The 11,865-nt window shown below is 60.4% G+C and carries 13 protein-coding genes and 2 pseudogenes; 9 read left to right on the top strand and 6 right to left on the bottom strand.

Features of this window, described 5'->3' with window-relative positions:
• The 5 genes and pseudogenes from aroE to ruvC all read left to right on the top strand — a co-directional run.
• Window positions 1–522, top strand: a pseudogene (gene aroE, locus GPS82_RS11060) (shikimate dehydrogenase); the annotation flags it as partial.
• Window positions 523–526: 4 nt separating this feature from the next.
• The gene (locus GPS82_RS11055; RefSeq protein WP_296494559.1) at window positions 527–1,285 is read left to right on the top strand and encodes a transglycosylase domain-containing protein; all 759 of its coding nucleotides are present in this window, start codon (window positions 527–529) and stop codon (window positions 1,283–1,285) included.
• 41 nt (window positions 1,286–1,326) lie between these two features.
• Window positions 1,327–1,956: a lysophospholipid acyltransferase family protein gene (locus tag GPS82_RS11050; protein ID WP_296494562.1), complete on the top strand. Its 630-nt coding sequence runs from the start codon at window positions 1,327–1,329 to the stop codon at window positions 1,954–1,956.
• A 9-nt stretch (window positions 1,957–1,965) separates the two neighbouring features.
• A complete protein-coding gene (locus tag GPS82_RS11045; RefSeq protein ID WP_296494557.1) occupies window positions 1,966–2,955 on the top strand; it encodes a phosphatidate cytidylyltransferase in 990 nt (329 codons plus the stop codon).
• Window positions 2,956–2,973: 18 nt separating this feature from the next.
• Window positions 2,974–3,522, top strand: coding sequence for a crossover junction endodeoxyribonuclease RuvC (gene ruvC / locus GPS82_RS11040; protein WP_296494555.1), 549 nt, complete (start codon window positions 2,974–2,976; stop codon window positions 3,520–3,522).
• 6 nt (window positions 3,523–3,528) lie between these two features.
• Here the strand turns inward: ruvC and GPS82_RS11035 are convergent, their stop codons facing one another.
• The 6 genes from GPS82_RS11035 to GPS82_RS11010 form a co-directional block, all read right to left on the bottom strand.
• Complete coding sequence (locus GPS82_RS11035; protein WP_296494553.1) at window positions 3,529–3,843, bottom strand: DUF883 family protein; 315 nt, start codon at window positions 3,841–3,843, stop codon at window positions 3,529–3,531.
• A 245-nt stretch (window positions 3,844–4,088) separates the two neighbouring features.
• Entirely contained in the window at window positions 4,089–4,904 is an 816-nt protein-coding gene (locus GPS82_RS11030; protein WP_296494550.1) for a carbohydrate ABC transporter permease, read from the bottom strand.
• Between the two features lie 10 nt (window positions 4,905–4,914).
• Window positions 4,915–5,793, bottom strand: coding sequence for a sugar ABC transporter permease (locus GPS82_RS11025; RefSeq protein ID WP_296494548.1), 879 nt, complete (start codon window positions 5,791–5,793; stop codon window positions 4,915–4,917).
• A gap of 104 nt (window positions 5,794–5,897) precedes the next feature.
• The gene (locus GPS82_RS11020) at window positions 5,898–7,154 is read right to left on the bottom strand and encodes a sugar ABC transporter substrate-binding protein (protein WP_296494547.1); all 1,257 of its coding nucleotides are present in this window, start codon (window positions 7,152–7,154) and stop codon (window positions 5,898–5,900) included.
• A gap of 37 nt (window positions 7,155–7,191) precedes the next feature.
• Window positions 7,192–8,289 carry a sn-glycerol-3-phosphate ABC transporter ATP-binding protein UgpC gene (gene ugpC / locus GPS82_RS11015; RefSeq protein WP_296494545.1) on the bottom strand — a complete coding sequence of 366 codons (1,098 nt, stop codon included), beginning with the start codon at window positions 8,287–8,289 and terminating at the stop codon, window positions 7,192–7,194.
• 34 nt (window positions 8,290–8,323) lie between these two features.
• Entirely contained in the window at window positions 8,324–8,458 is a 135-nt protein-coding gene (locus GPS82_RS11010; protein ID WP_296494543.1) for a hypothetical protein, read from the bottom strand.
• 183 nt (window positions 8,459–8,641) lie between these two features.
• On the opposite strand from GPS82_RS11010, the gene GPS82_RS11005 reads away from it, so the two are divergent.
• The 4 genes and pseudogenes from GPS82_RS11005 to GPS82_RS10990 form a co-directional block, all read left to right on the top strand.
• Window positions 8,642–9,379, top strand: coding sequence for a FadR/GntR family transcriptional regulator (locus GPS82_RS11005; protein ID WP_296494540.1), 738 nt, complete (start codon window positions 8,642–8,644; stop codon window positions 9,377–9,379).
• A complete protein-coding gene (gene dgoD / locus GPS82_RS11000; protein ID WP_296494538.1) occupies window positions 9,376–10,524 on the top strand; it encodes a galactonate dehydratase in 1,149 nt (382 codons plus the stop codon). Before GPS82_RS11005 ends, dgoD begins: the two co-directional genes overlap by 4 nt.
• A gap of 31 nt (window positions 10,525–10,555) precedes the next feature.
• The gene (locus GPS82_RS10995; RefSeq protein WP_296494535.1) at window positions 10,556–11,527 is read left to right on the top strand and encodes a 2-dehydro-3-deoxygalactonokinase; all 972 of its coding nucleotides are present in this window, start codon (window positions 10,556–10,558) and stop codon (window positions 11,525–11,527) included.
• 17 nt (window positions 11,528–11,544) lie between these two features.
• Window positions 11,545–11,865 (top strand): annotated as a pseudogene (locus GPS82_RS10990) (2-dehydro-3-deoxy-6-phosphogalactonate aldolase); the annotation flags it as partial.

Raw genomic sequence — 11,865 nt, 5'->3', positions numbered from 1 at the left:
GGCCTGGTCGACGACATCGAACGCAACGCGGGCTTGTCCCTCAAGGGCTTGCGCCTGCTGCTGATCGGCGCCGGCGGCGCCGCTGCCGGCGTGCTGGGGCCGCTGCTGCACGCCGGCCCGGCCCACATCAGCGTGGCCAACCGAACATTACACAACGCCAGCGAGCTGGTGGCGCGCCACTTGGCATTGGCCGCGCAACACAAAGTCGAACTTGAAGCGCACACCCTGCACGGCCTGGGCGATGCCTTTGATGTGGTCATCAACGCCACGGCGACCAGCCTGAACGGCGCTGCGGTGCCCGTGGCAGACCGCGTTCTGAAGCCCGGTGCCCTGGCTTACGACATGATGTACGGCCCCGGCGCGAAAGGCTTCATGGACTGGGCGCTGACCCATGGCGCTGTGCCGCGCGATGGCCTGGGCATGCTGGTGGAGCAAGCCGCCGAGGCCTTTTTGATCTGGCGCGGCGTGCGCCCGCCCTCAGGCCAGGTGCTGGCTGAATTGCGCAAAATCATTCAGGGATAAGACCATGAAATCGTTTTGGCGATGGTTCGGCCTGGTGGCGTTGACGATGCTGCTGTTGCAGTTGTTTTTTGTGGCGCGCATTGTCACCATGCTGGTGATCGACCCGCAATCCACCGCCTTTCAGCGCTCCGAAGCCTGGCGCGTGGCCACCCAGAAAGACACCCTGCGCTGGCGCCAACAGTGGGTGCCCTACGACAAAATCTCCAGCAACCTGAAGCGCGCGGTGATCGCCAGCGAAGACGACGGTTTTGCCAACCACGACGGTGTCGACTGGGACGCGCTGGAAAAAGCCTGGGAAAGAAACGCCAGGGCGGAGGAAAGGGCTGCCCAGGCGCAGGCCAGAATTGCCGCCAGACCAGCGGCAAAATCCCCCGCCAAGCCGACCAAAGCGCCAAAAATCGTGGGTGGCTCCACCATCACCCAGCAGCTGGCAAAAAACCTGTTCTTGTCAGGGGAACGCACGTTTCTGCGCAAGGGACAGGAGTTCGTCCTGGCGCTGCTTCTGGAAGCCGTGTTGAGCAAGGAGCGCATCCTTGAGATTTACCTCAACAACGTCGAATGGGGCGAAGGCGTTTTTGGCGCCGAGGCGGCGGCGCAGCATTACTTTCGCAAATCTGCCACGCAACTTGGCACCTATGAAGCCGCGCGGCTGGCGGTGATGCTGCCACGCCCCAAATATTTTGAAAAACTGCCCAATTCAAACTATGTGGCGGGCCGCGCCGGGCTAATTGCCCGCCGACTGGAAAGCGCGGAACTGCCATGACCCCCGCGCCGCGCGCCACACCCCTTTGGCAAAGCCGCGCCATGGCCCGGCTATCGCCCCTGGCAGCCGATGTGGTCAGCCTGTTTTTGCTCGGGCTCATCCGCGTGCTCACCGGCGCCCAGGCGCGCTGGTGGGGCTGCCCACCCAAAGCCGAGCAACGCATTTACTTTGCCAACCACCAGAGCCACGCCGACCTGGTGATGATCTGGGCGGCGCTGCCCAAGGAGCTGCGCCGCAACACCCGGGCTGTGGCGGCACGGGAATACTGGACCAAATCTTCTTTCAGGCAATGGATCACCACGGCGGTGTTCAACGTGATTTATGTCTCGCGCGAGCGCAACGCGTCAGAAGATCCGCTGGAGCCGCTGATCGAAGCCCTGGCTGACGGCGACTCGCTGATCTTGTTCCCCGAGGGCACGCGCGGTCATTTTGATGAGCCGCAAGCCTTCAAGGCCGGGCTCTACAACCTGGCGCTCAAGTTCCCGCAGGTGGAACTTATCCCGGCCTGGATCGCCAATGTGCAGCGCGTCATGCCAAAAGGCGAGGTGGTGCCGGTGCCGGTGCTGTGCTCGGTCACCTTTGGCGCGCCCATGCAGGTCCAAGCTGGCGAAGACTGCCACGCCTTTTTGCAGCGTGCCCGCAGCGCGGTCATCGGCCTGCGCGACATCTGAAGGCCGCCGATGTACCAAGCCCTGAAAAACCTGACCCCGGCGCAGCAAGTGGGCGCCATGTTCGTGCTGGTGTTCGGTTTGCTGTTGCTGGCGTCCTTGAGCCTGTTTTTTCTGTCGATGCGCGAGCATGAGGACAGCCAGAAACAGCAAGCCCACCGCGAGCGCATCAGCGACCTGAGCAGCCTGCTGCGCACCAGTTGGACGCTGATTTTTGTTTTCTGGGTGGCCTGGCTGGCCAGCGACATCACCCGGCTGCTGCTGTTTGCGCTCGGCTCGTTCTTTGCCTTGCGAGAGTTCCTGACCCTGTCGCCCACGCGCCAGGGCGACCACCGCAGCCTGGTGCTGGCATTTTTTGGTGTGCTCCCATTTCAGTATTACCTGGTGGGGACCGAGCACTTTGACCTGTTCACCGTGTTCATCCCGGTCTATGTTTTTCTGGCGCTGCCGGTGGCCAGCGCTTTGGCCAACGACCCGGTGCGCTTTCTGGAACGCAACGCCAAGCTGCAATGGGGCATCATGGTCTCAATTTACGGCATGAGCCATGTGCCGGCGCTGATGCTGCTGGACTTTCCAAACTACGACAAGAAAAATGCTTTTTTGCTGCTTTTTCTGGTGCTGGTGGTGCAAACCTGCATGGTCACCCAACACCTGGTGGCACGCTACCGACCGCGTCCGCCGGATGCCCCCCAGATCAGCCAGAGTTTCACCTGGCACAGCTGGAGTTGGGGCATGGCCGTCGGCAGTCTGCTGGGTGCCCTGCTGGCAGGCATCACGCCCTTTGTGCCCGGCCAGGCATTTGCCCTGTCGTTCCTGGCCTGTGCGGCGGGCTCGCTCGGGCATCTGGTGATGAAAGCACTCAAGCGCGACCGTGGCATCCCGATCTGGCACGGCCAGGGCAAAAGCGTGACCGGAGCCGGCGGCATGCTGGACCGCATCGACTCGCTGTGCTTTGCAGCACCGGTGTTTTTTCACTCGGTGCGCTGGTATTTTGGCCTGTAGCCGCAACGAATTGAAGCCATGAGAATCCTCGGCATCGACCCCGGCCTGCGCACCACTGGTTTTGGCGTGGTGGACGTGGACGGCGCCGAACTGAGCTATGTGGCCAGCGGCACCATCAGCACCACCCACCTTGACAAAGACCTGCTGCCAGAGCGGCTCAAGGTGCTGTTTGACGGCATCCGGGAAGTGGTGGCGCGTTACCAGCCCGATGCCTCGTCCATCGAGATTGTGTTTGTCAACGTCAACCCGCAGTCCACCCTGCTGCTGGGGCAGGCGCGGGGCGCCGCCATCACCGCGCTGGTGTTTTCAGATTTGCCGGTGTCGCAATACACCGCCCTGCAAATGAAGCAGGCCGTGGTGGGGTGGGGCCGCGCCAGCAAAGGCCAGATTCAGGAAATGGTCAAGCGCCTGCTCAAGCTGCCCAGCCTGCCCGGCCCCGATGCGGCTGATGCGCTGGGCCTGGCCATCACCCACGCCCATGCCCACAAAGCCATGGCCCGGCTGGCCCAGGCGGACGGGGTGATCGGTGCCGGAAAAGGCAAATACAAGGCGGGCAGGAGCCGCTGATTCACATCAACTGCGACGGCCAACCAGCACGCCCAGGACGAAGGCAACGCCGGCCACGATGCCGATCACCTTCCAGGGCTCATGGTGAACATAATCATCCGTGGCACGACCCACTTCCGTTACTTTGGTGACGGTTGCCTCTTGCAGTCTGGCCAGGTCTTTTTTGTATTTCGAAATTTTGTCTTCCAGACGGAAACGCAGATCCGTCACGTTTTCGCTGGTCTGGTCAGCGATCAGCAGGAGAAGCTCCTGCGCGTCAGAAAGCAGCAGTTTTGCGTCATTGATCAGAATGTTTTTGTTGACCGGATACGGTTGGTTCATGGAATTTTTCCCTCAAAGTCTAAATGTTACTTGAGTCCTGGGAGCCTCAAAGTCGGTCAGCGGTTTTCAAACCCATGCCATAAGGGTCAATTGACGGAACTTCTTGCACTGCATGCGGGTGCAATGTTTTGTACGACCCTGCCTCACAGATAAGGTGGCCAAGAAGCCACGCTGCACCGCTTTCCTCCGGCCGGTCGCGGAGTGACGCCTGGTCGGCACGCCGACTCACTGAACCGGGGGGCGAATTACCCTTTGACAGCGCCCATGGTCAGACCCTTGACCACGTATTTCTGGAAAATCATCGTCAGCACGATCGCTGGTGCCATGATGGCCACGGCAGCAGCCATCACGCCACCCCAATCGACTTCGGCATAAGACAGGAAGTTGTAGACCGCAATCGGCAGGGTTTTGGTCCGCTCCATGCTGAGCACCTGCGAGAACATGAAGTTGTTCCAGGAAAAGATGAATGACAGCGTTGTGGCGGTGATGATGCCGGGGCCCGACAGGGGCAGGATGATCTTCAGAAACGCGATCGGTCGCGTGGCACCGTCGACCATGGCCGATTCTTCAAGCTCGCGTGGAATCGTGCTGAAATAGGTCGCCATGATCCAGACCACGATCGGCAACGCGATCAGCATGTGCGAGAGTATCAGCGCGACATAGCTGTCCATCAGGCCGAGCCGCGAGAAAACGATGTACCAGGGCATCAGAAAGGAAATGCCGGGCATCAGGCGCGCCAGCAGGATGAATACGGCAAGCCTTCTCTGTGCGTAGCGCGAAATCGAGTAGGCCGCTGGCAGTCCAAGCAGGAGCGACAGGCCAACCGCCGCCGCGCCGACGATGGTCGAGTTCAGGAAATATTTCAGGAAGTCCTGTTCCTCGAAGACCTTGCGGTAATTCTGTAGTGTCGGCTCGAAAAACAGCTTGGGCGGCCAGGAGATGATGTCGACCTGTGTCTTGAACGACGAGGTCAGCATCCACAGAAAAGGAAACAGCACGATCAGCGCAATGACCAGGACCATCAGGTAGAACAGAATGGTGGGAACAACCTTGTTTTTCATGGCTGCTTCCTCAGGTTTCGCTGGATTCGCGCAGTTTCATGATGACCAGGCTGCAGAGCAGCACGACCACAAACAGCGCCACCAGAATGACCGACGATTGGCCCATGCGGAAGTATTCGAAGCTGTACTTGAAGCCCATGATGTTGAGCGTCTCCGACGCGTAGCCGGGCCCGCCGCCGGTCATTGCGAAGATGATATCGAAGGTTTTTAGCGCATCGATCAGGCGCAGGATCATCGCCGTCAGAATGACCGGCATGACCATCGGGATCGTGACATAACGCAGAATCTGCCACTCGCTGGCCCCGTCCACGCGCGCCGCCTCGACCGGCTCCTCCGGCAGACCGGCCAGGCCGGCGAGCACGATCAGGGTGATCATGGGCGTCCACTGCCAGACATCAACCATGACCAGCGACGCAATGACGGTGTTTTCGTTCGAGATCCAGCGACCCTGCGGCAGCCCGAGCGCGTTGAGGACGAAGTTGAGCAGGCCAATGGTCGGGTCATAAAAAAGATTGAAGACGATGCCCACCGCGACCGGCGTGGCCACCAGCGGCAGCAAGAGCAGCAGCTTGGCGAAGCCCTTGCCGACAAAAGCGCGGTTCAGAATCAGTGCGATGGCAACGCCGAGCACGACCTCGATCGCCACGGCAGACAGCGTGAAAGTAAAGGTTCGGCCAACGGCATGCAGAAAGCGTGGCTCGGAGAAAACGCGCAGGTAGCTGTCGAAGCCGACAAAAGACGGCTCGGCCCCCGAGGTGAGATTCCAGTTGGTAAAGCTCAGGTACAGGGTGTAGAGAATCGGAAACACCATCATCATCCCGATGAAAAGGATGGCCGGAAGCGGAAACAGGATCCGCAGATTCCGTTCGGTAAAGCCTAATTTGATCATGGCTGGCCCTCTGCGCAAAAGTTCTGGTGAGCGATCTGGATTCGGCACAGCCCGGGACGTTCACAGGAGTGAGCGTCCCGGGTTCAGTTCACACGGCAAGGTGTTTACTTGCCGTATTCGCCGCTTTCTTTCAAGAGATCGTTGACGCGACTGACCTTTTCCTGGGCCAACTGGTCGAGCTTGGTGGACGTGCCCTTGGTGTTGATCGACTCGATCACCAATTCGCCAATGAGGTCGCGCGCTTCACCCACGGCGCTCATGTACGGACGGTCAACCGGCGTGCCGTTCTTGGCCGCGAAGGCGCGGGTCTCGATCAGGCCGGGGTTCATCTTGCTGCGCACCACCTGGTCGTCCCAGACCGATGAACGCGCCATCGTGATGTTGCCCATCATGCCCTTGATCGCCATTTCCTTGCTGGACGCCCAGTTCAGGAACTTCATCGCCAGGTCCTTTTTCTTGGACTGGTTGGCCACGGAAATTCCCCAGGACGAGACGATGAAGGGGGAATTGGTCTTGGGTCCGGCCGGGAAGTTGGCAATGTCGAAATTGGCCACCGGGATCTGCGTCTTGGACTGGTCGACGACCTGGCCGTAGAACACCGAGGCGTCGGTCCACATGGCGACCTTGCCGGCCTGGAACAGCGGCATGATGTTTTCCCAGGACATCGATGTCACGCCTTTGGGGCCGTAGTTGCCGAGCAGTTTGCCGTAGTAGCGCACCGCGTCGATCGCCGGTTTCGAGTTGAAGACCGCCGTGCCTTTGTCGAGATATTGGCCGCCGTAGTTGTAGATGTAGCTCGAGACCTGGGTGACGGCTGCCGCACCCTTGCCACGCGAGGCGATGCCGGCAACACTTTCGGAATTGAGTTTCTTGGCCGCTGCCTCAAGTTCATCGAAGTTGGTCGGCACTTTCAGCCCCGCCTGCTGCAGCAGGTCCTTGCGGTAGTACAGCACCTGCCATTCGGTGACCAGCGGAACAATGTAGGCCTTGCCGCCAAAAGAAGCGGCGTTCATGATGTTTTTCGGGTAATCGCTGAAGTCGTAGCCCGTCAGGGGCTCGTACCAGCCGTTTTTCGAGAACATCTTGCCTTCCTGCAACGGGCGCGTCATGAAGACGTCCACGGTGGAAGATTTGGTGGCAAATTCGGTGGTGAGCTTTTGCGTCAGCTGGCTTTCCTGCAAGCTTTCGACGTTGACCTTGATGCCAGTGCTTTTTTCGAACTGTGGAATCGACAGCTTGAGCAATTCACCGTAAGGGTGATTGGCCACCAGCACGCGGATTTCACCCGCTTGCGCCAATGCACCCGCGCAGAAGCACAGCGAAGACAGTGCCACCCCGATTGTTGACAATTTGTATTTCATAAAAACCTCCAAGTTAAAGAGCAAAGAACCACCTACCCTAAATGATGGCGTCTGACGTGTTCTTGTCGAACACATGGGTATTGGCCATCTTGAAATCGATCTGGATTGTTTCGCCGACCTCGATGCGCTGCTTCGGCACCGCCATACGCGCGACCAGGGCATGCGGGTCGCAGCTCAGGTGCGCGAAGATTTCCGAGCCAAGCAGCTCGACCACCTCGGCCTTGGCGCTGATCGTGTGGCCGGCATCGGTACCCGCCTGATGTTGCGAAATGTCTTCCGGGCGGACACCAAAGACCACCTCCTGCCCAGCATGCGCCGCCAGTTTGGCGTGGAAAGCTTCAGGCATGACGACGCGGAAACTGCCGCCATCAATGATGAACTGACCGGCCTCGTTGACCAGACGGGCGTCGAAGAAATTCATCGACGGTGAGCCGATGAAGCCGGCGACAAAGCGGTTGACCGGCTGGGCATAGACGTCCATTGGCACGCCGCTTTGCTGCACCACCCCCTTGTTCATGATGAAGATGCGGTCGGCCATGGTCATGGCCTCGACTTGATCGTGGGTGACATAGATCATGGTGGCACCCAGGCGGCGGTGCAGTTTGCTGATTTCGGCACGCATCGCAACGCGCAGCTTGGCGTCCAGGTTGGACAGTGGCTCGTCGAACAAGAACACCTTGGGCTTGCGCACGATGGCACGGCCCACTGCCACGCGCTGGCGCTGGCCGCCGGAGAGTTCTTTGGGCTTGCGTTCAAGCAGTTCGTTGAGCCCGAGAATGTCAGCGGCCTCCTGCACCCGGGCGTCGACCTCGGCGGTGGAGAAATTGCGAATCTTCAGGCCGAAGCCAATGTTTTCGCGCACGTTCATGTGCGGATAAAGGGCGTAGCTCTGGAACACCATGGCGATGTCTCGATCCTTGGGGGCCATGTCGTTGACCAGCGTGTCGCCGATGTAAATTTCGCCCGAGGTGATGGTTTCCAGGCCAGCAATCATGCGCAAGGCGGTCGACTTGCCGCAGCCCGAAGACCCCACCAGCACGGCAAATTCCTTGTCCTGAATTTCGATCGACAGATCTTTGACGACGGTGACGGATCCGTACCGTTTGACGACGTTTTTCAAAGTGACTTTGGCCATGTGCGATAACTCCGATTTCAATTGGGCTGCAGGGTCAGTGGCTGGCAGGCGTCCACCTGACGTTGGCGATGTGCGATGCGCTTATCGGACAGGCGAGCGGGTTCGAGGGCTCGATGACGACCAGAGTGGTGAACTCTTGGTTCATGGCGGCAGTGTCGGGAACGTTCATGTCCGTTTCGTTGATGTACAAGCGAAAAAGCAAAGATCAGCGCAGCAATAACGCGCTATGAAATAAATTCTATACGCAAAATTTGCGTTGTACTACAATTATTTTAGGTTGTCATACGAACCGAATCCCAGATGATTCCGGTCCCGTTCAAACCCTATCAGGAACCAGTCCAGAGACATTGCGGTGAACAAGACAGAGCGATTGACTCAGCTGTTTGGCAAGCGCATCACGCAGGGCGATTACGCACCGGGTGTGGCGCTGCCGTCGGAAGCCGATCTGTGCGAGCAATTCGGAGTGTCCAGAAATGTGATTCGCGAAGTCGTCAAGGTGCTGGCCACCAAGCGACTGATCGATGCGCAACGCAATCGGGGCCTGTTTGTGATGCCCGCCGAACGCTGGAATTACCTGGATGTCGACGTGCTGGAATGGACGCTGGAAAAGGGCAGTCATCCGTCGTTGATCCGCTCGCTGATCGAGGTGTGGGGCCTGATCGAGCCGATCATCTCGCGCTGGGCAGCGGAGCGCGCGACCGCCGTGGATCTGGTGGAGATTGAGGCCAGCTTCAACGCAATGGCAGCCAACCCGAGCCGCATCGACGTATTTCATGAAGCCGACATCCGATTCCACCGGGCGGTTCTCATCGCTTCGCACAATGTCGTCATGCAGCAGCTCAGCGACGCCGTCAGCGCGCTGCAGCGTGCCATTTTTGATGTGACTTTCGTGAGCGACACCGCGCACATGGCACTGACCATTCAGGAACACCGCGAATTGTTCGAGGCCATCCGTCGCAAGCTTCCCGACGCGGCCGAGGCGGTCTCGCGCCAAATGATCGAACGCACCGCGCAGCGTGCTTTCTCAGGCATGGACAGGGACGGTGGCAAGGTCGGAACGCGCGCGCCTGATACGGAGATGGATTCATGAAAATCACGAAGCTGAGCACTTACCGTCTGGCACCGCGCTGGATGTTCCTGAAGATCGAAACGGACGAAGGCGTCAGCGGTTGGGGCGAGCCGGTCATCGAGGGTCGGGCCAGGACGGTGCAGGCAGCCGTTGATGAACTGTCGGAGTACGTGATCGGCCGCGACCCGTCGCGCATCAACGACATTTGGCAGACGCTGTACCGCGGCGGCTTCTACCGTGGCGGCCCAATCCTGATGAGCGCCATTGCCGGCATCGACCAGGCCTTGTGGGACATCAAGGGGAAGGTTCTCGGCGCACCGGTCTATGCGCTGCTCGGCGGCCTGGTGCGCGACCGCATGAAGATGTACAGCTGGGTTGGCGGTGACCGACCGGCCGATGTGATCGCCAATATTCGCAAGCTGCAAGCGATCGGTTTCGACACCTTCAAGCTCAACGGTTGCGAGGAAATGGGTTTGATCGACAACAGCCGCACCGTCGATGCGGCGGTGGCGGTGGTGGCCGAAATTCGCGCCGAATTCGGCAATGCCATCGAATTCGGGCTCGATTTCCACGGTCGCGTTGCCGCGCCGATGGCGCGCGTGCTCATCAAGGAGCTTGAGCCCTACCGGCCGCTCTTCATCGAAGAGCCGGTGCTGGCCGAGCAGGCCGAATACTATCCGCGGTTGGCCGCGATGACGCATATTCCCATTGCCGCCGGTGAGCGCATGTTTTCGCGCTTTGATTTCAAACGGGTGTTGGTCAATGGCGGGATTTCGATCGTGCAGCCCGACCTGTCGCACGCCGGCGGCATCACCGAGTGCCACAAAATCGCCGCGATGGCTGAAGCCTTCGATGTCGGCTTTGCGCCGCATTGCCCGCTGGGGCCGCTGGCGCTGGCGTCCTGCCTGCATGTGGACTTTGTGGCGCGCAATGCCGTCTTTCAGGAGCAAAGCATGGGCATCCATTACAACCAGGGCGCCGAACTGCTGGACTATGTGCTCAACAAGGAGGACTTTCAGTTTCACGACGGCTATATGCTGCCGCCGACCAAACCGGGGCTGGGGGTGGAAATCAACGAAGAGCTGGTGCTGGAACGCAGCCGAGCCGCCACCGACTGGCGCAACCCGGTCTGGCGCCATGCCGACGGCGCGGTGGCCGAATGGTGAGGCTGATTCTTGAACTTGGGTTGACGACGGCATGACGAGCGACACCTCTGCCCACCTGCTGGCCCTCGACTGGGGCACCTCCAGCTTGCGTGCTTTTTTGATGCAGGACGCCAGGATCGTCGACTCCCGGCAATCGGGTCACGGTATCCAGCACCTGCCCGCAGCCGGTGTGCCCGGTTTTGAGCAGGCTTTTGCCGAATTGGCCGGCGACTGGGTACGGCAGTGGCCGACGCTGCCGGTGGTGGCGGGTGGCATGGTCGGCAGCGCGCAGGGCTGGCGTGAGGCGCCGTATGTGCGCTGCCCTGCAGACATCCGGGCGCTGGCGCAACACCCGGTTCGGGTGCCAAGCGGACTCGGTCCGGAGATCGTCATCGCGCCCGGCGTCCTGTTCGACGAACCCGGGATGCTCCCCGATGTGATGCGCGGCGAGGAAATCCAGATCGCCGGCGCCCTGTCTGAAAACCGGCCATGGGCCGCGCGCTGCTGCATGGTGCTGCCGGGGACGCACTCAAAATGGGTGCAGGTGCAAGAGGGCAAGATACTGCGCTTTGCGACCTACATGACCGGCGAACTGTTCGCTGTGCTGTGCCAGCATTCGATTCTGGGGCGCTTGTTGCCCGAGGACAGAAGCGCCCTGCGCGAGCCGAATCCCGAGGCTTTTGAACTCGGCCTCAGCGAGGCGCGGCACAGCCGGGCGGGCGACGTCTCGCACCAGCTTTTCGCCACCCGGACTCTGGGGCTGACAGGACGTTTACCGCACGATGCGCTGGCCGACTACCTGTCGGGGCTGCTGATTGGCAGCGAGCTGGTGTCAGGTCTGGCGCGTGCCCGGGAGCAGGAGGCCGTTCCGTTGGTGATGATTGGCGAGCCGGCGCTGTGTGCGCGCTATGCTGAAGCATTGCGCTTCCTCGGCCAGCCCCTTGCCGCCGTTTTCGGCAACACCGCTGCGCTTGGTCTGTGGAATTTTGCCGTGGCTGCGGGTGTGCTCCTGCCAGCCAATTGATTTTTACCGGAGGACGAATGACTCACCATGTCAAACTGACCGAGCGCTTTGCCGCAGCGCAATCGGCGTTGCCATTGGTTGCAATCCTGCGCGGTATCAGGCCGCAGGAGGCCGTCGACATCGGGGTCAGCCTGGTGGAGGCGGGCTTTCGCCTGATCGAGGTTCCGCTCAATTCGCCCGATCCGTTCACCAGCATCGCCGCGCTGCGCCAGGCGCTGCCCGATGAGGTGCTGGTGGGCGCGGGCACGGTGCTGGAACTGGCGCAGATCGGGCCGTTGTGTGACTGTGACGCTGAGTTGGTGGTGATGCCGCATGCCGACCTGGCTCTGATTCGAGCC

The organism is Rhodoferax sp. (assembly GCF_011391645.1).
Lineage (GTDB): Bacteria > Pseudomonadota > Gammaproteobacteria > Burkholderiales > Burkholderiaceae_C > Rhodoferax.
The sequence above is the reverse complement of the archived record's forward strand: the minus strand, read 5'-3'. Positions and strand labels throughout refer to the sequence as shown.

What these genes read in the sequence shown, in the direction of transcription:
- GPS82_RS11050 (WP_296494562.1), top strand. Translation starts at nt 1,327, where the DNA reads ATGGCCCGGCTATCGCCCCTGGCAGCCGATGTGGTCAGCCTGTTTTTG.
- ugpC (WP_296494545.1), bottom strand. Translation starts at nt 8,289, where the DNA reads ATGGCCAAAGTCACTTTGAAAAACGTCGTCAAACGGTACGGATCCGTC.
- GPS82_RS11010 (WP_296494543.1), bottom strand. Translation starts at nt 8,458, where the DNA reads ATGAACGTTCCCGACACTGCCGCCATGAACCAAGAGTTCACCACTCTG.
- GPS82_RS11030 (WP_296494550.1), bottom strand. Translation starts at nt 4,904, where the DNA reads ATGAAAAACAAGGTTGTTCCCACCATTCTGTTCTACCTGATGGTCCTG.
- dgoD (WP_296494538.1), top strand. Translation starts at nt 9,376, where the DNA reads ATGAAAATCACGAAGCTGAGCACTTACCGTCTGGCACCGCGCTGGATG.
- GPS82_RS11035 (WP_296494553.1), bottom strand. Translation starts at nt 3,843, where the DNA reads ATGAACCAACCGTATCCGGTCAACAAAAACATTCTGATCAATGACGCA.
- GPS82_RS10995 (WP_296494535.1), top strand. Translation starts at nt 10,556, where the DNA reads ATGACGAGCGACACCTCTGCCCACCTGCTGGCCCTCGACTGGGGCACC.
- GPS82_RS11020 (WP_296494547.1), bottom strand. Translation starts at nt 7,154, where the DNA reads ATGAAATACAAATTGTCAACAATCGGGGTGGCACTGTCTTCGCTGTGC.
- GPS82_RS11025 (WP_296494548.1), bottom strand. Translation starts at nt 5,793, where the DNA reads ATGATCAAATTAGGCTTTACCGAACGGAATCTGCGGATCCTGTTTCCG.
- GPS82_RS11055 (WP_296494559.1), top strand. Translation starts at nt 527, where the DNA reads ATGAAATCGTTTTGGCGATGGTTCGGCCTGGTGGCGTTGACGATGCTG.
- GPS82_RS11045 (WP_296494557.1), top strand. Translation starts at nt 1,966, where the DNA reads ATGTACCAAGCCCTGAAAAACCTGACCCCGGCGCAGCAAGTGGGCGCC.
- ruvC (WP_296494555.1), top strand. Translation starts at nt 2,974, where the DNA reads ATGAGAATCCTCGGCATCGACCCCGGCCTGCGCACCACTGGTTTTGGC.